This is a genomic window from Streptomyces sp. NPDC043878 (assembly GCF_056435735.1).
Genome location: NZ_JBWKDW010000005.1, coordinates 122,355 through 143,814 on the forward strand (window position 1 = coordinate 122,355; position 21,460 = coordinate 143,814).

Below are 21,460 nucleotides of genomic sequence, written 5' to 3' on the forward strand. Positions count from 1 at the left end.
GGAGTCACCCGGTGCGCCCCACTCTCGCCGCCGAACAGGTCGGGGACAGCCTCACGCAATACCTGACCACCACGTTCGCCCTCGCGGACGAGGGTGAACGGCGTGCGCTGGAGGACTTTCTGCGGCATGAGCGGGACGGCATCTTCCGCGGCCCGTACCTGCGGATCCGCACGCCTTTCAAACCGGCCGGAAACGCCTGGAAGTCGACTCTCGAATGGGTGCCCGAAGGCTTCGAGCCCTACCGGCACCAGGCGCAGGCCTGGCAGCGGCTGTCCACCCTGCGCAGGCCCGCCAAGCCGACCCTGATCACCACCGGCACCGGATCGGGCAAGACGGAGTCCTTCCTGGTGCCCGTGCTCGACCACTGCCGCCGCGAGCGCGCGGCCGGTCGCGACGGCGTCAAGGCGATCCTCCTGTACCCGATGAACGCGCTCGCCACCGACCAGGCGCAACGTCTCAACGAGCAGCTGGGGGACCCGCGTCTGGCCCACGTGTCAGCCGCCCTCTACATCGGCGACGAGCCCGCCACCGGCTACGCGCGCGTGCAGACGGACCGGGCGCGCATCCGCAGCGGGCGGCCCGACATCCTCATCACCAACTACAAGATGCTGGACCTGCTGCTGCAGCGCGCCGAGGACATCCCGCTGTGGCAGGACGAAGCCCTCGCCTACGTCGTGGTCGACGAGTTCCACACCTACGACGGCGCCCAGGGCACGGACGTCGCCATGCTGATGCGACGGCTCGGCGCTGCCACCGGCAAGGCACGGCCCGGCCGCCCGCTCGGCGACGTGTGCCCTGTCGCCACCTCGGCGACCCTCGGCGAGAGCGCTCCCGCCGTGACGGGGGCCCTGCACCTGCCGGCGGCGGAGGGCGGCGGCACCATCCTCGACGTGGCGGCCCAGGTCTTCGGCACGCCGTTCGGCCCGGACTCGGTGGTCGGCGAGGACCGTATGACCGTCCAGCAGTTCGCCGGGAAGTCGGACTTCACCCTGCCCTTCCCGGCCCCGCAGGACGTCATCACCCTCGGCGATCCCCTGCGCGACCCCGACGCCATGGACCGCCTCGTGGACGCCTTCACCCGGCGGCCCGACGAGCGCCGCGACCGCCCGCCGACCCCCGTCGAACTCGGCGAGATCCTGCGTACCCACCGGCTCACCGCGGCCGTCCTCGAAATCCTCGACGGACGGCCCAAGACCCGCACCGAGATCATGGACGCGCTGCCGCGCTACGCCTACCACTGGGGCATGGCCGTCCAGCAGCAGCCCGAGGAAGCCGCGCAGGCCCTGTCCCGGTTCATCGCCCTCCTGTCCGTGGCGCAGGGCCCGGACAGCACGGCGGAACGGCCGCGACCGCTGCTGACGGTGGAGGTCCACCAGTGGGTGCGGTCGGTCTCGCGCGTGCTGCGCGGCATCGGACCCAGGCCGGAGTTCCGCTGGGACGAGGACCGGCCCCAAGAGGAACAGACGGCGTCCACCGGCACGGGCGAGGGCCCCGTGGCCGACGAGCCCGAGGCAGCGGCGGCCCTCGACTCCGCCGTGCCGCCGGCGAACGTCTTCCTGCCCGCCGTCCACTGCCGACAGTGCGGACGGTCGGGCTGGGCGGCCCTCTCCCGCGAACACGACCGCGCGGAACTGGAGATGAGCCCGGCGAAGATCCGGCAGGCATCCCTCAGCAGGGACAAGCGGCTGGTGCGCACCCTGATCGCCGCCACGGTCGCCGAGGCCCACCGGTCCGCCTTCGCCCCCGCCGAGGACACGGGACGGCGCGGCTCGGTCTTCGTCCTCGACGGAGAACAGGGCCGCATCCGGCCCATCGACCCCGACAAGGACTTCGAACGGCCCGATGCCTACGGCGTCCATGCCGCCAAGGGGCTCCGGGACGCCGCGTTCGTCCGTGTCGACCTGATGAACGACCAGGCCGCCGCCGACGACCGCTGCCCCAACTGCGCCACCGGCAACGCCATCCGCTTCCTCGGCCGCGGACTCGCCCCCCTGGCCGCCGCCTCCATCACCCAGCTGTTCACCGGCGGTGAGCTGGCGCCCGGCCCGGAGCGGCGCACGCTGCTGTTCAACGACTCCGTGCAGGACGCCGCCCACCGCGCGGGCTTCGTCGCCAACCGGGCCTACGACTTCTCCCTGCGCGCCCTGCTGGCGGACCAACTGGACGAGGAGGCCGCGCGGCCGCTCAACGACATCGTGGCGGACTGTCTGGCCGAGGTCGTCGACCGTGACGTCCTCGCCGCCGTAGCGCCCCCGGCCCTGCACGACATCCACGGCGTGGACCTGCTGCTGTCGGGCCGCAGCAAGGGCAGCCGCGCCACCTGGGAGCTGGTCGGCGAGCGGCTGTCCTTCGCCGCCGTCCTGGAATTCGGCCTGCGCTCCCGCCAGGGCCGCACCCTGGAACTGACCCGCACAGCCGCGGCCGAGGTCGACCTCCCCGACCCCGGGCAGGCCACCGAGATCGTCCGGGACCTGCTCCAGCGGACTCCGGCTCTGGTGGCTCTGCCGGACGGCACCGTGCCGGACGAGGAGCGCTTCCGCGGCTACGTCCGCGGCATCCTGGAGCGGCTGCGCATCCGGGGCGCCGTACGCCACCGCTGGCTCGATCCCTGGCTCGACGAGGCCGGAGTGCGACGGTGGCTGGTGTGGGGCGGGCGGCCGTCGGGCATGCCCGCCTTCCCGCCCGGCATCTCGGCACCCGCCTTCCTCCTCGACCGGGCCAAGGACAAGACGCAGTTCGACACCCTCGGCTCGGCACAGAACTGGTACCAGGACTGGACCACGCGCTGTCTGGGCCTGCCCCGTGACGCGGCCGCCGAGTTCGTCCGCACCCTGCTGCCCCGCCTGGCCGAGGCCGGCATCCTCTGCGTCCACACCGCCAAGGACGGCGCGACCCGGGTCTACGGCCTCCAGCCCGGCCACATCCGGGTCCGTAAACTCGCCGACGAGATCGTGGGGGACGCGTACGCGCGCTGCCCCGTCTGCTCCTGGCAGCAGACGGTCCACCCCGACCAGTTGGACGACTGGCACCGCCAGCCCTGCCCGCGCTACCAGTGCCCCGGCGAACTGCTCGCAGGCGCCGCCGAGCCCGGCAGCGAGTCGGTGGCCCGTCTGCGCGACTACACCAAGGACTACTACCGGCGCCTGTACCGGGAGACCGGTGCCTACACCGTGGTGACCGCCGAGCACACCGGCGCCCTCACACGGAAGGAACGGGAGACCGTCGAGGCCGAGTTCCGGCGCGGCACCCACTACACCGACCCCAATGTGCTGTCCTGCACCCCCACGCTCGAACTCGGCATCGACATCGGCGCCCTGTCGGCCGTGGTGCTCGCCTCCCTGCCCAAGGGCCCCGCGAACTACGTGCAGAGGGTCGGCCGGGCCGGACGCTCAAGCGGCAACGCCTACCTCCTCACCCTCGTCGACCGCGGCCCGCGCGACCTCTACTACCTGCAGGAGCCGCGGCAGATGATCGCGGGTGAGATCCACCCGCCGGGCTGCTACCTGTCGGCCGCCGAGATCCTGCGCCGCCAGTACGTGGCCCGCCTCGTCGACCTCGCGGCCCGCGGCCTGCTGCGCGGCCCCGACGAGGACGGCGCCCCCGAGGTTCTCCCGCTGCCCCGACTGGCCTCCACGCTGTTCGGCGACACCGGATGGCTGCACGACTTCACCGACGCCGCCCTGGCCCGGGGCGCACACCTCGTGGAGGAGTTCCTGGACCTTTTCACGGACGAGGACGACGTGGCCGCCGTGGACGAGGAGACAGCCGTGGCTCTGCACTCCTTCGCCACCGAAGGACTGCGCCCGGCCGTCGAACGAGCCGCAGCCACCTGGGAGGAGCGCCTGGCCGACCTGCGCGGCCGCCTCACCGCGATCGACGAGGCCCGCTCCCAGCTCATCGCCGGCGACCCCGACCACGTCCGGCAGGACCGCGAACTGCGCGCCGAACGGGCGGCCGTCGCCCGCCGGTTCGCCGAGATCGGCCGGGAGAGCGCCCACGGCACCCTGGTCGACCTCGGCCTGCTGCCCAACTACAGCCTGGTCGACGGTGGCACGGAACTGGAGGCGACCCTCACCTGGACCGAGGAGGGCGAGGACGGGACCACCGCCTACGACAGCAAGGTCGTCAGCCATGAGCGGGCGGCCCGGCTGGCCCTCACGGACTACGCGCCCGGGAACCTCTTCTACTTCAAGGGGTACAAGCACCGGGTCTCCGGCCTGGACATAGGCAGTGCCGAACGCCCCAAGTGGCTGGTGTGGCGGGTGTGCCCCAGCTGCGGCTACGTCCGCACGCACCGGGCCGAGGACGACACGACCGCCTGCCCGCGCTGCCACGGCACCGCCATCGGCGACCGCGGCTGTCTGCACCGGGTGCTCCAGCCCACCCGCGTCACCTCCCGGGACCGGCGCGACGACGCCCGGGTCAGGGACGAGTCCGACGACCGCGAGAGGCTCACCTACACGGTCGTCACGGCCGTGGACATCCCCACCGAGGACATCGAGTCCGCGTGGCGGCACCAACAGGCCACCTTCGGCTGGGACTTCAGCCGACGGGCCGCGGTCCGGGCCTTCAACCTCGGGCAGACCCGCTTCGACGTCCCGGCCACCGACTCCTTCGCGGGCGAGGACGTCCGGCTCAACCCGTTCTACGTGTGCACCCAGTGCGGCGGCGCCACGGCGAAGGGGCGGCCCGCGCCCGACCAGTCCCCGGACGCCCTGAGCCCGTCTCTCGCCCGCCGTCCCGACCGGTCCCATCACCGGCCCTGGTGCCCGCGCTTCCGGGGCCGGGGCCGCCCGGACAGCGATGTCTCCCTGCTGCTCGCCCATGAACTGCACACCGAGGCCCTGCGTATCCTGCTGCCCGCCGCCACGACCCATGTGGAGGAGCGGCTGTCCTCCTTCAAGGCGCTGCTGCGGGCGGGCATCGCCGAGACCTACGGCGGCAACCCCGACCACCTGGAGGCGGTCGTCGCCTCCATGCCCGACCAGTCCGGCGGCGGCGAGATCCGGCGGCGCTTCCTCGTGGTGTACGACACCCTCCCCGGCGGGACCGGCTATCTGCACCGCCTGGCCGACCCCGCCACCTTCCGGGACGTCCTCGTGGCGGCACGTCACCGCATCGACACCTGTCCCTGCACGGAGGAGGGGAAGGCGGCCTGCCACCGCTGCCTGCTACGACATGTCTCGGGCACTGAGTACGCGCACGTCAGCCGGGTGGCAGCGCTCGGCATGCTGCGCGAGGTCCTGGGCGACGCGGTCGAGGGCTGGCAGATCGCCCCCGTCGCCGCCACCCATGAGATCCCCCTGGGGCGCCAGGTGGAGAGCGAACTCGAAGCCCGGTTCCTGGAAGGCCTCGTGGCCTGGGCCCGCCGCAAGGACACCCAGGCGAGCGTCCGGCACGCCCAGGACCCGTCCGGCACCATCGCCACGGACCTCAGGCTCACCGCGCCGGACGGGCGAACCGTCGTCCACTGGCAGATCAAACCCCAGGAGGACCTCGGCTGGACCCGCCCGGACTTCGTCATCCGCAGGCTGGACGCCGAACCCCTGCGCGTCGCGGTCTATCTCGACGGCTTCCAGTACCACGCCTCGGCCGACCACAACCGTATCGCCGAGGACGCGGCCCGCCGGGCCCGCCTCCGTGCCGAGGGCTGGATCGTGTTCCAGCTGACCTGGACCGACCTGGCCCGCTGGGACGGGGAGAAGGCCGCCTCCGACCGGCCGGCCTGGGAGCCGTACCAGAACAACGCCATGCGGATAGCGGGACAGGTCCTCGAGGGGCAGTACGGCGGCGATCCCCGTGAGCTGCGCGACACGGTCTGGCAGAACCCGGTGGTCACCCTGCTGAAGTTCCTCGCCGATCCCGATCTGCGGCGGTGGCGACTGCGCACTCAGGCCGCCCTGTCCGGTCTGATCGCGCTGCCGGAAGCGGTTCGGACGGCCACCACCGTGCAGGACGCGGCCACCCGGATCAACGAGCACCTTCGCGGGGAGGACGCGCCCGGTGCTCAAGGGCCTGTCCAGGTGGTGCGCGTGGCCGACGCGAGCGGATGCCCGCTCGTCCTGGCGGTCGACATGACGCCGGGCCCCGTGGCCGCGGCCTGGACCGCGCTCGCCGTCGTGGACGACAGCCCCGAGGCCGTCACCAGGGACCCGGCGGCCCACCAGCACCGCTGGCAGGCCTGGCTGTACTGGGGCAACCTCATCCAGTTCCTCGCCGAGGGCGAGGGCGACGCCCGGCAACTGGCCGCGAGTGAGCTGCCGCTCTTCGACGCCGCGCAGCTCTCGGTCGCCGCGGGCGTGGGAGGACAGGCGGGCGGGCAGCCCCGGGTGGCCAGGGACGCTGCCTGGGAGGACGTTCTGCCCCTCCTCGACGAGGAGGAACCGGGGCTGCTCGACCTCGCCCGCCGTCTCGCCGACATGGGCGTACCAGCGGCCGAGGCAGGCCACGAGCTGAACGACTCCGGCTGGCAGGCCGAACTGGCCTGGCCCGCCGCGAAAGCGGCCGTCGTCCTGGCCGCGGGTGAGCACGACGGCCCAGACTACGAGGCGGCCGACCGCGACGCGGCATTCGCCACGGCGGGCTGGGACGCCCGGACCGCCCCCCAATGGGACCCCACCGACCTCGCACGACGTATCGCCGGAACGGACCGTACGGGAGCAGACGAACGATGACCACGCCCACCCCCGCCGCACCGACCAAGGTCACGCTGCGCCTGCTGGAGAAGACCGACCGGGAGATCGTCAAGCTCGACCGTGCGATCGTCGGTGCCGTCTACAAGTTCCAGCACGACTTCCGGGCCAACCCCCGCCACCCGAGCCTGCGGCTGAAGCAGCTCGAAGGCCATGACCGCCTGTACTCCGCGCGCGTCAACGCCGACTACCGGGCCCTCCTGCTGCACCTGAGCGAGTCGGAGTGGCTGCTGGTCGCGGTCAAGCACCGGGGGCACGTGTACGAGAACCTCGACCGTCTCTCGTACGGGATCAACCAGGTCACCGGCAGCATCGACTACGTCGACCTGGAGATCGTCGAGTCCGGTGTGCTGCGCAAGGGACGCCCGCCGGTGTCCCGCTCGACCCCTGCGACGCCCCAGCCGGTGCGGGAGCGTCCGCTGTTCGCCGACGTCACGCCGGAACAGCTCGTGGAGCTCGGCGTGGCGGAACCCCTCATCCCGGTCGTCGCCCGGCTGACCTCAGACGAGGAACTGCTCGGCCTCGTCGAGTACGCCCCGCGGCACACCGGCGAGGTGCTGTTGCGGCTGCGCGACACCCCGTATCAGCAGGTTCTCGAAGAGGTCACCAGACCGGTCGAGGTCAACGACATCGACCCGGAGGACTACCAGGCGGCGGCCGAGCGCACCGACACCACGGTCATCACGACGGACAAGGACCTCGAAAGCATCATCGAGGAGGGTGACTTCGGACGATGGAAGGTCTTCCTTCACCCCACCCAGAAGCGGCTCGTGACCCGCCGGTACTCAGGCCCGGCCCGGGTCGGCGGCGGTCCCGGCACCGGCAAGACGATTGTCGCCCTGCACCGGGTGAAGCACCTCGTGGACAGGCTGGGCCCCGGCAACAGCAAGCAGATCCTGCTCACCACCTTCAACAAGAACCTGGCTGCGGACCTGCGCGCGCGCCTGCTGGCGCTCGGTGGCCCCGAGACCGTGGCCCGGGTGGAGATCGCGCACGTCGACCAGGTGGCGACCCGGGTGGTACGGGAGGCGGACCCAGGCAGCGTCAAGAGCCGTATCGATGACACGCGCGCTCTGAACGAGTGGCGGCAGATACTGCTCGAAACCGGCGAGACCAGGTGGGACGCCGAATTCCTGATGGACGAGTGGACCCAGGTCATCCTCGGTCAGGCGGTCAACTCCCGGGCCGGATACTTCAAGGCACGGCGAGCCGGACGGGGCAGGAGCATCACCCGCGCGGACCGGGCCGACATCTGGCAGCTGACCGAAAGGTTCACCCAGAGACTCGACGAGAAGAACCTGGAGACCCACCGCCAGGTCGCTGAACGGGCCGCTCGTCTGGAGATCGAACGCACGGCACGGATCGAGGCGGCGGCGCGGGACAAAGAGGAGCGCGGTGGTCTCGGCAACGTGCACGCCGAGTCGGCAACGGGCGCCTGGCAGCGGCATCGGTACCGGCACATCGTCGTGGACGAGGCCCAGGACCTGGCCGCCGCCCACTGGAAGATGCTGCGGGCCATGGTTGCCGCTGGGCCGGACGACATCTTCCTGGTCGGCGACACCCACCAGCGCATCTATGACAATCGCGTCACCTTGGGCAGCCTCGGCGTACACATTCGCGGCCGCTCCGCCAAGCTCACCCTGAGCTACCGGACCACCCGCGAAATCCTCAAGTCCGCCCTCCGTGTGCTTGGCGACGAGCGCTACGACGATCTGGACGGCGACGAGGAGACCCTGGCCGGCTACCGCTCGGTGCTGTACGGGAGCGAGCCGGTGGTGCGACGCACCGACTCCTCCGAGGATGAACTGGACGCGATCACCGAGCAGATCAAGGCCTGGCACGACATCCGTCGTGAGGACATCGCGGTGTGCGTCCCGACGAACGACATGGTGACCCAAGTGGCGGTCCGGCTGGCAAAGAACGGCATCGTGTCCACCGAAATCACGGCCGATGGCCCTCGGGGTGACGAGGGTGTGCACATCGGCACGATGTACCGGTTCAAGGGGCTTGAATACCAGCGGATGGTCATCGCGGGTGTGCAAAGGGGTCTTGTCCCAAGGGCTTCCGTGGAGGCATTGCGTCGCACCGACCCGGCCCGGTACCAGGCGGAGTGCAAGCGGGCCCGATCACTGCTCTTCGTCGCCGCGACACGGGCCAGGGACGCGCTCACCATCGTCTGGCACGGTGAACCCAGCCCGCTGGTCGGAGGCGTGGTAGCCACTGCCGCTACCTACTGAGGAGAGCGATCTCGTGTGGCTTCTGAGCAACGGACGCAGTGGGAGGCCCGCAGCCTCGGGGAACGCACTACTCTCCCCGGCGTACAGCCCGACTCGTCTGCCCCCGCCTCTGCCCGGGGTGACGGGCGTGCCTGCGGCTACAGCGGTGCCGAAGGCGGAGCGTGCCTCGAAGTCGCCGTCACCGTGCCGGCGTCGAGCGACCGCCGCGTCACCCCCGCCAAGTGGGCCGTGAACACCTCCCGTGCCTCCGGTGTCAGCGTTCGTAGGGCCACCAGGGCCGTGATCGCCACGTCGCACAGCTCCGACCGGACGTCGTCCCACGTATGGGTGGTGCCCTTGCGGGGGTTCTGGCCGGTCGCGCCGATCACCGCCTGCGCGACCTCGCCGACCTCCTCCGAGAGCTTCAGGATACGGAGGAGGAGGGCCTCCTGGCCGTCGGCCGGGCGGTTCGTGTCCAGCCAGGTGTGCAGGGCCTCGACGGAGGGCCAGAGGTCGGCGTTGGCGGTGGTCTCGGTCATGCGCGCAGCCTGCCATGGCGGCGGCCTCGCGGGACAGGGCGTCCTACTCGCGGTACAGCGCCGCCTCCTCGTCGAACAGGGCCTGCTGTTCGCCCTCCTCCGCCTTGCGCAGCCGCTTGGTGCGGGCGCCCACGACCAGGGCGGTCGCCAGGCCGGTCACCGCGAAGGCCACCGGGACCATCCAGTTGCGGTCGACCGCGTGGCCGAGGGCGTGGTCCAGGGAGAGGCGGCCGGGGCCGGTGACCGCGAGGCCGGCCGCCGTCAGGCCGAGGGCCGCCGCGTACTCGTAGCCGCCGCCCTGGTTGAAGAATCCGTTGGGGGTGTGCACGGCCGCCGCGCCCGCCATCGCGCCGGCCGCCGAGGCGCCCGCGGCCGGGGTCGCCAGGCCCAGCGCGAGCAGGGCGCCGCCGCCGGCCTCCGCCAGGCCCGCCGCCGTCGCGCTCGCCTTGCCGGGGGCGTAGCCGATGGACTCGAAGTACTGGCCCGTACCCTCCAGGCCGTGGCCGCCGAACCAGCCGAAGAGTTTCTGCGCGCCGTGCGCCGCCAGTACTCCGCCGGTGCCCAGCCGGAGCAGCAGCAGGCCCAGATCACGTCGGTCGTAAGCGGTCACGAAGACTCCCGGTGCAGTCGGCTGGAACTGTGGACATTCATCCCCTCCCGCGTTTCCACCGTCGCACTTCTGACACCCGGCGGCCGGTCCGCGCCGCCGTTCGGGTGGCGGCCCCCCGTGCGCGGTGCGAGGGTGGCCGGCATGACGATTCAGACCGCCCGACTCAGCGACCCGGCCGTCCGCGCCTTCGTCACCGCCGTCAACGCCCATGACCGGGACGGGTTCCTGGCGCTGCTCGCGCCCGGCGCGACGATGGCGGACGACGGTTCTGACCGGGAGCTCACCGACTGGATCGACCGTGAGATCTTCTCCTCCCACGGGCATCTGGAGGTCGACCGGGAGTCCGAGGACGGCCGTTCCCTGCTCGCCCGGTACAGCAACGACGCCTGGGGCGAGATGCGGACCCGCTGGAGTTTCACCGTCGGCGACGACGGCCGGATCTCCCGGTTCGAGACCGGGCAGGCGTGAACCCCGTGAAACAGGAGTACGGCCCCTTGCGCTGAAACAGGGGTACGCCCCTTGCGCTGAAGTGCGCTTCACCTCCTAGCGTCGCCCGGTATGGAAACCATCCGGACACTGGGACGCAGCGGTATCGACGTCAGCCCCCTCGGCTTCGGCTGCTGGGCCATCGGCGGTGAGTGGCAGGACGCCGGCGGGCAGCCGCTCGGCTGGGGGAAGGTCGACGACGACGAGTCGGTACGGGCGGTCCGTCGCGCCCTCGACCTCGGTGTCACCTTCTTCGACACCGCCGACGTCTACGGCGCCGGGCACAGTGAGCGCGTGCTCGGCCGGGCCCTCGGCAAGCGGCGGGCCGATGTCGTCGTCGCCACCAAGTGGGGCAACCTCTTCGACGAGGGGACCCGGACCCTCGTGGGGCAGGACGCCTCCCCGCGGCACGCGCGCGCCGCGCTCACCGCGTCGCTCGGCCGGCTCGGCACCGACTACGTCGACCTCTACCAGCTGCATCTCTCGGACGCCCGGCCCGAGGAGGCGGTACGGCTGCGGGAGGTCTGCGAGGAGTTCGTACGGGAAGGGCTCGTGCGGGCCTACGCGTGGAGCACCGACGATCCCGACCGCGCGGCCGTGTTCGCCGAGGGGGCGCACTGTGCCGCCGTACAGCACGCACTGAACGTGCTGGAGGACGCGCCCGCGATGATCGCGCTGTGCGAGGAGGCCGGACTCGCCAGCATCAACCGCAGTCCCCTCGCCATGGGGCTGCTGGCCGGGAAGCGGCGGGCCCAACAGACCCTGGAGGCCGGGGACATCCGCAGCCGGCCGCCGGCCTGGCTTCAGGGGTTCGTCGACGGCTCCGGGGCCGATCCGCAGTGGCTGGACCGCGTCGACGCCCTCAGGGACATCCTGACCAGTGGGGGTCGTACCCTCGCCCAGGGCGCCCTCGCCTGGATCTGGGCGCGCAGTCCGCGCACCGTGCCCATCCCCGGCTTCCGGTCGGTCGCGCAGGCCGAGGAGAACGCGGGCGCGATCGCCAAGGGGCCGCTCACCGCTGAACAGGCGGCCGGGATCGACCGGTTGCTCGGGCGGTGAGCGGCCCCGCGGGCCGGGCGGTCAGAACCGTACGGCCTGCTCGGTCAGCGTGATCTGGCCGGCCTTGATGGTGGCCAGTCGTGGCGCCCGGCGGGCGATCGACGAGTCGTGGGTGACGATGACGAAGGTCAGCCCGTACTCCCGCCACAGCCCTTCGAGCAGGGCCATGATGTCGTCGCGGGTGCCCTCGTCGAGGTTGCCCGTGGGTTCGTCGGCGAGCAGCACCTTCGGCTTCTTCACCAGCGCCCGGGCGATGGCCACGCGCTGCTGCTGGCCGCCGGACAGCTCGGTGGGCACGTGCGAGAGGCGCTCGCCGAGACCCACCGAGCGCAGGGCCTCCGCCGCGCGGTCGCGGCGCTCGGCGGGTTTGACGCCGAGCGGTACCAGGGCCGTCTCGACGTTCTCCTGCGCGGTCAGCGTCGGGATCAGGTTGAACGCCTGGAAGATGATGCCGATCTTCTCCGCGCGCAGCCGGGTCAGCTTGGCCTCGCTGATGGAGGCGAGGTCGACGCCGTCGAGTTCGACACTGCCCTCGGACGGGCGGTCCAGGCCGCCGATCATCTGGAGCAGCGTCGACTTGCCGCCGCCGGTGGGGCCCTGGATGACGAGCTGGTCGCCGTCCTCGATGGTGAGGTCGACGCCGCGCAGCGCCTCCACCGTGTCCTTGCCACGGGTGTACCGCTTGGTGACGCCGGTCAGTCTGTACATGGGTTCTCCGTGAGTGGCTGAGCGTGGGTGGGCGGGGAGCGGGACGGCTCCCGCGAGTCCTACGAGACGCTGCGCAGGGCGTCGGCCGGACGCATCCGGGAGGCGCGCCAGCCGCCCATGGCGCCGGCGATCAGACCGCCGGTGACCGCCAGGCCCACCGCGAGGGCGATCGTGGTCACCGAGACCGGGGCGGAGAGCGCGATCTCCATGGTGTTCTGGGTCGACTGCTGCCCGGGACCGCCGCCGGGACCGCCGGGGCCGCCACCGGTGTTGCCGAGCTGCGCGGTGAGCTTCGGGCTGATCATGGTCACCGTGTAGGCGGCCGCCAGGCCCAGACCGATGCCGAGGGCACCGCCGAGCAGGCCGTTGACCATGGACTCGCCGACGACCTGCCGGGTGACCCGGCGGCTGGGCCAGCCGAGCGCCTTGAGGGTGCCGAACTCACGCACCCGGCGGGAGACCGCCGAGGAGGTCAGCAGCGCGGCCACCAGGAAGGCGGCGGCCAGGACCGCGATCGACAGCCACTTGCCGACGCTGGTCGCCAGGTTCGAGGCGGTGGACAGCGAACCGGAGACGGTGTCGGCGAGGTCGGCGGAGGTGGTGACCGTCGTACCGGAGATGTTCTTCTGGATCGTCGCCTTGACCGTCTCGATCTGCTGGGAGTCGGTCGCCTTCACGTAGATCGTGGTGACCTGGTTCTTCGCGTCGGCCAGGGTCTGCGCCTGCTTCAGCGGCAGGTAGACGTCGGTCGTGGACTCGCTGCTCTCGGGCGTGGCGATACCGATGACCGTGTACTTGGTGCCGGAGATCTTGAAGGTCGAGCCGACCTTGTACTTGTTCTCCTTCGCGTACGACTTGCTGAGCACCGCGACCTTCGCGGTGGTCTGCGCGGCCGTGAACGTCTTGCCCGAGCTGATCGTCGAGCCGGCCAGCGGGCCGAGCGTCTGGTCGGTGACGTCGACGCCGGCGACCGAGTACGAGTTGACGTCGAAGGAGGCGCCGCCGCCCTGCACCTGCGGCTGGGCGGTGCTGCCGCCGCTGGTGCCGCCGCCGGGACCGCCCTGGTTCTGGGTCTGGCCGCCGGTCGTGCTCTGCGCCTTGCCCTGGGTGAAGGAACCGTCGACCTTGGTGACGTTCAGGGTGATCGCGCCGACCGCGTTCGCGACGCCCTTCTGCGCGGAGACCTTCTCGACCAGCGCGGACTTCAGGGCCTGTCCGCCCTGGGTCGTCACCCGGTCGGAGCTCTGGTTCTTGGAGTCGTCGTCCGACTGGGCGTCGAACTGGAAGTTGGGTCGGCCCGAACTGTTTCCGGTGGGTGCCGATCTGGCCTTGGTGACGGTCATGTCGGTGCCGAGGCCGTACAGCGACTGCAGGACCTTGTCCTGGGCCTGTGCCATGCCGGCCGACACCGAGTTCACGGTGATGACCAGGGCGATTCCGAGCGCCAGACCCAGTGCGATGACCAGAGCCGCCTTCTTGCGCCGGCTGAGTTCGCGCTTGAGATAGATGCCAAACATCCCGTTCCTCGCAGGTTCTTGGCGCCCGCTGTGGGCGCTGACACAAGCTAGGGAGAAACCTTTGAGTCGCCCTGAGTAATACGTGTGGAGGAGCTGAGAATGAAACGCCCGGATTCAGAATTCGGTAAGACAGGTGTTTCCCAGGCTGAGCAGGGCGTACTGCCAGGAAACCCCGGTGGGATGGGGTGTCACTTCGCGAGGAGCGGTCTTTCTTTGAATTCCCCGTCCAGGCGTTCCCTGCTGGCCCTCGCCGCCGCGGCACCCCTTTCCTCCGTGGTGTCCCCTGCCGCCGCGGCGTCCGTGTCCGCCCCGCGGAGGGCCGGCGGCGCGCGGCCGGCCCGCGACGGGGTCCAGGTGCGGGGCGCCACCGGTCTGCCCCGCGAACTCACCGCCCGGGCCTGGCTGGTCGCCGACCACGACAGCGGCGAGGTGCTCGCCGCCGGCGACGCGCACCGGCGGCCGGCGCCGGCGTCCACGCTGAAGATGCTGTTCGCCGACACGGTGCTGCCGAGGTTCGCGCGGACCGAGCGGTACACGGTGACCGAGGCCGACCTGGCCGGGATCCCGGCGGGCTCCAGCCTGGTCGGGATCAAGCCCGGGATCACCTACACCGTCGAGCAGTCGTGGCACGGGGTGTTCCTGCGCTCGGGCAACGACGCGGTGCACGTGCTCGCCCGGATGAACGGCGGGATCGCGCGGACCGTCGCCGGCGCGGCCGGTGGGCACGCTGGTCGAGCCGCTGAGCGGGGGCGGGGCGAGCGCGTCGCCGACGCCGTCCCGGAGAACCGCGAGGGCGGCCGCCGGGGCGCCGGCGGGTGACGCGGCGGGCGGCGGCATCTCGCCGTGGGGACTGCTGGAAGGTGCGGCGGGCGCGGTCGCGCTGCCGGCGGGCGGGGCGTACGCGGCCCGCCGGCGCCGGCCGGCCGACGGGCGGGAACACCGGCCCGGACGGCGAGGCCCGGCCACGGCGACCCGTGACGTCATGACGTCACCGGCCAGCCCTCGCCGGCCGGTGACGTCATGCGGCAGCCGTTCCACCCGCCGGTGCGTACCTCGCGCGAGCGCGCGGGCCACCCCCACCCGGTGCGGTGGAACGACTGCCGTCTCCCCCCTCGGTGTGGTCTGTGGAAGCTCTGTGCTCCAAGTGTGAAGCTCTGATGGAGGAGATCAAGAGCATAAGCCCGCTACCGGCCGGTATCGTGCGGAATTGCAGATTCCGCTTGTGCAGGTTGAGGTGGTGACGGCCGACGGGTCGGGCCCGCACCCGCGCTCACCCGCGTCCCACGTACGGCATCGTCGTCGCCAGCACCGTCGCGAACTGGACGTTCGCCTCCAGCGGCAGCGCGGCCATGTGCCGGACCGTGCGCGCCACGTCGGCGACGTCCATCACGGGTTCCGGCGCGACCTGGCCGTTGGCCTGCAGGGCTCCGGTCCCCATCCGCTCCGTCATGTCGGTCGCCGCGTTGCCGATGTCGATCTGCCCGACCGCGATCCGGTACGGCCGGCCGTCCAGCGACAGGGCCTTCGTCAGGCCGGTCAGCGCGTGCTTGGTGGCCGTGTAGGCGGCCGAGTGCGGCCGGGGCGTGTGCGCGGAGACCGAGCCGTTGTTGATGATCCGGCCGCCCTGCGGGTCCTGCTCCTTCATCTGCCGGTAGGCCGCCTGCGCGCACAGGAACGCCCCGTTGAGGTTGGTGTCCACGACGTGCCGCCAGGCGTCGTAGGACAGTTCCTCCACCGGCACCCCGCCGGGGCCGAACGTCCCCGCGTTGTTGAACAGCAGGTCGACCCGCCCGAAGCGCTCCACGGTCGCGGCGAACAGCGCGGCCACGTCGTCGGGCCGCGACACGTCCGTGCGTACGGCGAGGCAGGGGGCCTGGGGGACCAGTGCCGCCGTCCCCTCCAGGGGCTGCCGACGCCGGCCGGCCAGCGCCACCGACCAGCCCGCGCGCAGCAGTTCCACGGCGACCGCGCGTCCGATGCCGGAGCCCGCCCCGGTCACCACGGCGACCCGCGGCCGCCCGCCGCCGTCCGGCCCGTCCGTCTGGTTGGCATTCATGAGGCCGCAGCGTAGGGGAGGGGCGGCCCCGGGGTGCGGCGGCCGGTCCCGTCCCCGGTGCGCCATTCGGGATGCCCGCGTCCCGCCGTCCGGGTGCTGTGGACCCGACACCGCGTGTCGTCCCGGTCCGCCCTCCGGCCCGCTCCCTCAACTGTCGGGGGAGGACAGAATGACAATCACAGCATTTTCGTCAGGGCGGGTCCCCGCGGGGCACGCCCCGGAAGTACGAGCCGCCGCACGGCACATCGGCCGCCGCCGCTTCCTGAGCGCCACGGGCGCGGCCGTGGCGCTCGCCTTCGCCGTCGACCTGCCGGCCACCGGGGTGGCGGCCGCCGCCGAACTCGACGCGGCGCGGATCGACACGCATCCCTTCACGCTCGGCGTCGCCTCGGGCGACCCGCAGCCCGGCTCGGTGGTCCTGTGGACCAGGCTGGCGCCCCTGCCGTACCAGCCCGACGGCGGGCTGCCCGCCGAACGGATCGCCGTCGACTGGGAGGTGGCCCGCGACCAGGCGTTCGCCACCGTAGTCGCCCGGGGCACCGCCACCGCCCACCCCGAGTTCCACCACACCGTGCACGTGGAGGTCGAGGGCCTCGACCCCGCCCGGGTCTACTACTACCGCTTCCGCACCGGCACCTGGCTCAGCGAGACCGGCCGCACCCGTACCGCGCCCGCCGCGGACAGCGCCGTCTCGCGGCTCACCTTCGCCACCGTCGCCTGCCAGGCCTACCACGAGGGGTACTTCACCGCGCACCGCCATCTCGCCCAGGACGACGTCGACGTGGTCTTCCACCTCGGCGACTACCTCTACGAGTACGCGGTCGACTCGGCCGGCGGCGCCCGCGCGTACACCGACCGCGTCCTGCCGTCCCACTTCGACCACGAGGCCGCCACGCTGGAGGACTACCGGCTGCGCTACGCCCTCTACAAGACCGACCCCGACCTCAGGGCGGCGCACGCCGCGCACCCCTTCGTGGTCACCTGGGACGACCACGAGACCGAGAACAACTACGCCGGGAACCACCCCGAGAACGCCGTCTCCACCACGGAGTTCCTGCTGCGCCGCGCCGCCGCCTACCGCGCCTACTGGGAGAACCAGCCGCTGCGGCTGCCGCAGCTCCCGGCCGGCCCCGACATGCGGCTGTACCGGCGGCTCCAGTGGGGCGCACTCGCCCAGTTCGACGTCCTCGACACCCGCCAGTACCGCTCCGACCAGGCCTACGGCGACGTCCCGCACGTCCCCGGCCCCGAGACCGCGGACCCCTCGCGCACCATGACCGGCGCCACGCAGGAACGCTGGCTGCTCGACGGCTGGCGCGACTCCCGGGCCCTGTGGAACGTCGTACCGCAGCAGGTGTGCTTCTCCCAGCGGAAGATGGACCTCAACGCGGCCGCGAAGGTCTCCATGGACGCCTGGGACGGCTATCCGGCCGCCCGCCGCCGCATCCTGGACGGCGCCAAGGCGGCCGGCGTCGAGAACCTGATGGTGCTCACCGGCGACGTGCACGTCGGGTACGCCTTCGACGTCAAGGACGACTTCGACGACCCCGCCTCCCGCACCCTCGGCACCGAGATCGTGGCGACCTCCGTGGCCAGCGGCAAGGACGGCGCCGACCGGCCCGCGAACTGGTCCACGTACATGACCGCCAACCCGCACCTGAGGTTCTACAACGGCCGCCGCGGCTACGCCCGCGTCACGCTCGGGCAGACCCAGGCACGCGCCGACTTCCGGACCGTGCCGTACGTGACCACGCCGGGGGCGACGATCACGACGGCCGCGTCCTTCGTGACGGAGGTGGGGGACCAGGGGCTCAAACCGGCGTGAGACCGGGCTCGCCGGCCTCGGAGGGGTAGCGGACGCCGACGCGGTCCCGGATCGCGTCGAGCGTCCGCATCACGGCCAGCGTTCCCTCCAGCGGGACCAGCGGCGACTCCGTCTCGCCCGCGCGCAGCGCCCGCATCACCTCGCGGGCCTCGTGCCTGAGGGTGGTGCGCGGCCCGTCCGCCGCGTCGGCGGCGAACTCCTGCGGCTCGCGCCCGTCGCGGTGCAGCACGAAACGGTCCGGGTGGAAGAAGCCGTGCGGGATGTCGATCCGGCCCAGCGAACCGGTGACGGACGCCGTCGTGGCCGTACCGCCGACGACGGAACAGTGCACCGAGGCGAGCGCCCCGCCCGCCCAGGACAGCAGCGCGCCCGTCTGGAGGTCGACGCCCTCCTCGGAGAGCACCGCCCGGGCCGTCACGTCCGTGGGCTCGCCCAGCAGCAGCTGCGCGAACGACACCGGGTACACCCCGAGATCCAGCAGCGCGCCCCCGCCCTGCGCCGGGTCACGCAGCCGGTGCGAGGGCGGGAAGGGGCCCGCGAGCCCGAAGTCGGCTTGCACGGTGCGCACGTCACCGATCGCGCCGTCGTCGACCAGCGCCTTCAGCCGCCGGATCAGCGGGCTGCAGTACATCCACATGGCCTCCATCAGGAAGCTTCCGCGCTCCCGCGCCAGCGCGACCAGTTCCCCGGCCTCGCGCGCGTTCAGCGTGAACGCCTTCTCGCACAGCACGTTGCGGCCGGCCTCCAGGCACAACCCGGCGGCCTGCCGGTGCGCCGCGTGCGGGGTGGCGACGTACACGACATCGATGTCCTCGTCCCGCGCCAGCGCGTCCCAGGCGCCGTAGGCGCGGGGAATCCCGAACCGCTCGGCGAACGCCTTCGCGGAGTCCTGCGACCGCGAGGCCACCGCCACCACCTCGGCGTCCGGCAGATCCACCAGGTCCGCCGTGAACGCGGCCGCGATCCCACCGGTCGCCAGGACCCCCCAGCGCACCCTCTGCTCCGTCATCCCGGCTCACCCTCGCTCACCTGACCCTCGGCACTGCGTACGAGCTGAGAGCATAGGTGGCGGACCACTCGGAGAGGGAGGGGCACATGCCGGAGCCTGGGGCGCCGACACCGGACACGCGGCCGGCGGACGGACCCGACCCGCGGCGGGCGGCCGTGCCGGACCCGCGGCGGGAAGCCGAGCCGGGGTCCGAGGGGGCCGCCGGACCGGGCGGGGGGCCTGCGCCGCGGCCGGTCGACGCGGCCGGGGCGGCCGGTACGACGGCCCCGGCGAGCGGGCGGACCGGGCTGCTCGTGATGCTGATCCTGGGCGGTCTCACCGCCACGCCCCCGCTCGCGATGGACATGTACCTGCCCTCGCTGCCGCAGGTGACCGACGCCCTGCACGCCCCCGCCGCGACCCTGCAGCTCACCCTCACCGCCTGCCTGGCCGGCATGGCGCTGGGGCAGCTCGTCGTCGGCCCGATGAGCGACCGCTGGGGCCGCAGGCGCCCGCTGCTCACCGGCCTCGCCGTGTACGTCGTCGCCACCGTGCTGTGCGCCTTCGCGCCCACCGTCGGGCTGCTGGTCGCCTTCCGGCTCGCGCAGGGACTCGCGGGCGCCGCCGGCATCGTCATAGCGCGGGCCGTCGTCCGCGACCTCTACGACGGCGTCGCCATGGCCCGGTTCTTCTCCAGCCTCATGCTGATCTCCGGGGTCGCGCCGATCGTGGCCCCCCTCATCGGCGGCCAGATCCTGCGGGTCACGGACTGGCGGGGGGTGTTCGTGGTGCTCACGGCCGTGGGCGTGCTGCTCGCCGCGGTGGTCTGGGTGAAACTCCCCGAGACCCTCCAGCCCGCCGAACGCCACGCCGGCGGTGTCGGCCAGGCCCTCGGCTCCATGCGCCGCCTGCTCTCCGACCTGCCCTTCACCGGCTACATGCTCTCCGGCGGCTTCGCCTTCGCCGCGCTGTTCGCCTACATCTCGGCCTCGCCGTTCGTCGTCCAGGAGATCTACGGCGCCTCCCCGCAGACCTTCAGCCTGCTGTTCGGGCTCAACTCGGTGGGCCTGGTCGTCGTCGGCCAGATCAACGGCAAGGTCCTCGTCGGCCGGGTCAGCCTCGACCGGGTGCTGGGCGCGGGCCTCCTCGTGGTCATCGCCGCCGCGACGGCGCTGCTGCTGATGTCGACCGGCGTCTTCGGCGAGGCCGGCCTCGTCCCCGTCGCCGCCGCCCTCTTCGTGCTGATGTCCGCGATGGGCGTCACCCTCCCCAACACCCAGGCCCTCGCCCTGATGCGCACCAGGCACTCGGCCGGCTCCGCGTCCGCCCTGCTCGGTACGACGTCCTTCCTCATCGGCGCGATCGCCTCCCCGCTGGTCGGGATCGCCGGGGAGCACACCGCCGTCCCGATGGCCGTCGTCCAACTGGCCGCCGCACTGGTGGCACTGATCTGTTTCATGGGACTGTGCCGTCCCTGGAACAGGCGTACGAGCGTGGAGGGAGTCGAGAGCTGAGCGCACCGCGACTGCGCAACGACACACCGGAGCGGGCCGGGCTCGACCCCGGCGAACTCGCCCGGCTGGTCACCCGGGTCCGCGCCCTCACCGGCGGCGAGCGGCCCTGGGCGGCCGGCGCCGTGGTGGTCGCCGGACGCGGCCCCGTCATCGCCGTCGAGGAGGCCGCGGGCTGGGCCGTGCGGTACAGCGCCTACGACCCGCGGACCGGCACCGGCGTGGAACTGCCGCCCGCCGCCCGCGTCCGCGCCACCGTCACCACCCCGTTCGACCTGGCCTCTCTCACCAAACTGTTCACGGCCGTCGCCGCCGTGCAGCAGATCGAGCGGGGCACCCTCGGCATCGACGCCCGGGTGGGCGCCTACCTGCCCGAGTTCCACGCGGCCGCCCGGCACGGCATCACCGTCCGGGAACTGCTCACCCACACCTCCGGGCTGCGTCCCGAACTCCCGCTGTACGACTGCGCCGACGACGCCGAACGGCTCGCCCTGCTGCGTGCCGAACCACCGGTCGGCGTGCCCGGCACCTACACCTACTCCGACCTCAACCCGCTGCTCCTCCAGCACGTCCTGGAACGCGTCACCGGCCGCGCCCTCGACGTCCTCGTGCACGAGGGGATCACCCGGCCGCTGGGCATGACGGCGACCCGCTTCGGGCCGTGCCCCGGCGCGGCGGCCACGGAGGACCAGCGCCGGCCGTGGGCCAAGGCCGACCGCGGGATGCTGCGGGGCGAGGTGCACGACGAGAACGCGTGGGCGCTGGGCGGGGTGGCGGGCCACGCGGGCCTGTTCTCCACCGGGCGGGACCTGGCCGTCTTCTGCCGCACCCTGCTGTCGGGCGGCTCCTACGGGCCCGCCCGCATCCTCGGCCCCGACTTCGTCGAACTGCTCCTCACCCCGCCCGGGCTCGGGTTCGCCCTCGACCAGCCCTGGTTCATGGGGGAGCTGGCCGGGCGCGGGGCGGCGGGGCACACGGGGTTCACGGGGACGTCGCTGGTGCTGGACGCCTCGACGGACACGTTCGTGGTGCTGCTGGCCAACACCGTGCATCCTCGGCGGCGGTCGGCCGACAGCCGGCCTCGGGCCGAGGTGGCCACGGGGGTGGCGCGGGCGGTGCGGGGCGGTGCCGGGGGGGGGGGGGGGGGCCCCCCCCCCCCCCCCCCCCACCCCACCCCCCCCCCCGAGTGTTTTGCACCGCCGGGGGGAGCGGGGTGGGGGGGGTTGTTTTCAACTTAACGGAGGAGTAGTGGC

14 protein-coding genes are annotated in these 21,460 nt (G+C 72.5%); 8 read left to right on the forward strand and 6 right to left on the reverse strand.

Translation table 11 applies throughout. The features are described 5' to 3' along the window. Positions 1–11: 11 nt before the first annotated feature. Complete coding sequence (locus tag AC07AZ_RS09560) at positions 12–6,674, forward strand: DEAD/DEAH box helicase (RefSeq protein ID WP_478845553.1); 6,663 nt, start codon at positions 12–14, stop codon at positions 6,672–6,674. After that, positions 6,671–8,929 (forward strand): UvrD-helicase domain-containing protein, encoded by a 2,259-nt coding sequence (locus AC07AZ_RS09565; protein ID WP_478845555.1) that lies wholly within the window; start codon positions 6,671–6,673, stop codon positions 8,927–8,929. Before AC07AZ_RS09560 ends, AC07AZ_RS09565 begins: the two co-directional genes overlap by 4 nt. A 137-nt stretch (positions 8,930–9,066) precedes the next feature. Here AC07AZ_RS09565 and AC07AZ_RS09570 read toward each other — a convergent pair whose 3' ends face one another. Beyond that, positions 9,067–9,447 (reverse strand): MazG-like family protein, encoded by a 381-nt coding sequence (locus AC07AZ_RS09570; RefSeq protein WP_478845557.1) that lies wholly within the window; start codon positions 9,445–9,447, stop codon positions 9,067–9,069. Positions 9,448–9,490: 43 nt separating this feature from the next. After that, a complete protein-coding gene (locus AC07AZ_RS09575) occupies positions 9,491–10,057 on the reverse strand; it encodes a DoxX family membrane protein (RefSeq protein WP_478845559.1) in 567 nt (188 codons plus the stop codon). Between the two features lie 141 nt (positions 10,058–10,198). On the opposite strand from AC07AZ_RS09575, the gene AC07AZ_RS09580 reads away from it, so the two are divergent. After that, a complete protein-coding gene (locus AC07AZ_RS09580; RefSeq protein WP_478845561.1) occupies positions 10,199–10,525 on the forward strand; it encodes a nuclear transport factor 2 family protein in 327 nt (108 codons plus the stop codon). 90 nt (positions 10,526–10,615) lie between these two features. After that, positions 10,616–11,602 carry an aldo/keto reductase gene (locus AC07AZ_RS09585; RefSeq protein ID WP_478845563.1) on the forward strand — a complete coding sequence of 329 codons (987 nt, stop codon included), beginning with the start codon at positions 10,616–10,618 and terminating at the stop codon, positions 11,600–11,602. A 21-nt stretch (positions 11,603–11,623) separates the two neighbouring features. Here the strand turns inward: AC07AZ_RS09585 and AC07AZ_RS09590 are convergent, their stop codons facing one another. Both AC07AZ_RS09590 and AC07AZ_RS09595 read right to left on the reverse strand, forming a co-directional pair. Then, positions 11,624–12,310, reverse strand: a complete 687-nt coding sequence (locus AC07AZ_RS09590; protein WP_478845565.1) for an ABC transporter ATP-binding protein — start codon at positions 12,308–12,310, stop codon at positions 11,624–11,626. A 59-nt stretch (positions 12,311–12,369) separates the two neighbouring features. Next, entirely contained in the window at positions 12,370–13,827 is a 1,458-nt protein-coding gene (locus AC07AZ_RS09595; protein WP_478845567.1) for an ABC transporter permease, read from the reverse strand. A gap of 213 nt (positions 13,828–14,040) precedes the next feature. Here AC07AZ_RS09595 and AC07AZ_RS09600 point away from each other — a divergent pair, with 213 nt between their 5' ends. After that, complete coding sequence (locus AC07AZ_RS09600; RefSeq protein WP_478845569.1) at positions 14,041–14,646, forward strand: hypothetical protein; 606 nt, start codon at positions 14,041–14,043, stop codon at positions 14,644–14,646. 451 nt (positions 14,647–15,097) lie between these two features. Here the strand turns inward: AC07AZ_RS09600 and AC07AZ_RS09605 are convergent, their stop codons facing one another. Continuing rightward, positions 15,098–15,883 (reverse strand): SDR family oxidoreductase, encoded by a 786-nt coding sequence (locus tag AC07AZ_RS09605; protein WP_478845571.1) that lies wholly within the window; start codon positions 15,881–15,883, stop codon positions 15,098–15,100. A 169-nt stretch (positions 15,884–16,052) separates the two neighbouring features. Between AC07AZ_RS09605 and AC07AZ_RS09610 the strand changes: the two genes are divergently transcribed. Continuing rightward, entirely contained in the window at positions 16,053–17,708 is a 1,656-nt protein-coding gene (locus AC07AZ_RS09610) for an alkaline phosphatase D family protein (RefSeq protein ID WP_478845573.1), read from the forward strand. On the opposite strand, the gene AC07AZ_RS09615 is transcribed toward AC07AZ_RS09610, so the two are convergent. Then, on the reverse strand, positions 17,695–18,717 hold the full coding sequence (locus AC07AZ_RS09615; protein WP_478845575.1) for a Gfo/Idh/MocA family protein: 1,023 nt from the start codon (positions 18,715–18,717) through the stop codon (positions 17,695–17,697). The genes AC07AZ_RS09610 and AC07AZ_RS09615 overlap by 14 nt on opposite strands. Before the next feature lie 86 nt (positions 18,718–18,803). Here AC07AZ_RS09615 and AC07AZ_RS09620 point away from each other — a divergent pair, with 86 nt between their 5' ends. Both AC07AZ_RS09620 and AC07AZ_RS09625 read left to right on the forward strand, forming a co-directional pair. Further along, positions 18,804–20,210 carry a multidrug effflux MFS transporter gene (locus AC07AZ_RS09620; protein ID WP_478845577.1) on the forward strand — a complete coding sequence of 469 codons (1,407 nt, stop codon included), beginning with the start codon at positions 18,804–18,806 and terminating at the stop codon, positions 20,208–20,210. Further along, a complete protein-coding gene (locus AC07AZ_RS09625) occupies positions 20,162–21,445 on the forward strand; it encodes a serine hydrolase domain-containing protein (RefSeq protein ID WP_478845579.1) in 1,284 nt (427 codons plus the stop codon). The genes AC07AZ_RS09620 and AC07AZ_RS09625 overlap by 49 nt, the downstream gene beginning before the upstream one ends. Positions 21,446–21,460 lie beyond the last annotated feature (15 nt).

Bases quoted from the DNA above. Each gene is read 5' to 3' on its own strand.
- AC07AZ_RS09565 (WP_478845555.1), top strand. From the start codon at position 6,671: ATGACCACGCCCACCCCCGCCGCACCGACCAAGGTCACGCTGCGCCTG.
- AC07AZ_RS09570 (WP_478845557.1), bottom strand. From the start codon at position 9,447: ATGACCGAGACCACCGCCAACGCCGACCTCTGGCCCTCCGTCGAGGCC.
- AC07AZ_RS09580 (WP_478845561.1), top strand. From the start codon at position 10,199: ATGACGATTCAGACCGCCCGACTCAGCGACCCGGCCGTCCGCGCCTTC.
- AC07AZ_RS09585 (WP_478845563.1), top strand. From the start codon at position 10,616: ATGGAAACCATCCGGACACTGGGACGCAGCGGTATCGACGTCAGCCCC.
- AC07AZ_RS09590 (WP_478845565.1), bottom strand. From the start codon at position 12,310: ATGTACAGACTGACCGGCGTCACCAAGCGGTACACCCGTGGCAAGGAC.
- AC07AZ_RS09595 (WP_478845567.1), bottom strand. From the start codon at position 13,827: ATGTTTGGCATCTATCTCAAGCGCGAACTCAGCCGGCGCAAGAAGGCG.
- AC07AZ_RS09605 (WP_478845571.1), bottom strand. From the start codon at position 15,883: ATGAATGCCAACCAGACGGACGGGCCGGACGGCGGCGGGCGGCCGCGG.
- AC07AZ_RS09610 (WP_478845573.1), top strand. From the start codon at position 16,053: ATGACAATCACAGCATTTTCGTCAGGGCGGGTCCCCGCGGGGCACGCC.
- AC07AZ_RS09615 (WP_478845575.1), bottom strand. From the start codon at position 18,717: ATGACGGAGCAGAGGGTGCGCTGGGGGGTCCTGGCGACCGGTGGGATC.
- AC07AZ_RS09620 (WP_478845577.1), top strand. From the start codon at position 18,804: ATGCCGGAGCCTGGGGCGCCGACACCGGACACGCGGCCGGCGGACGGA.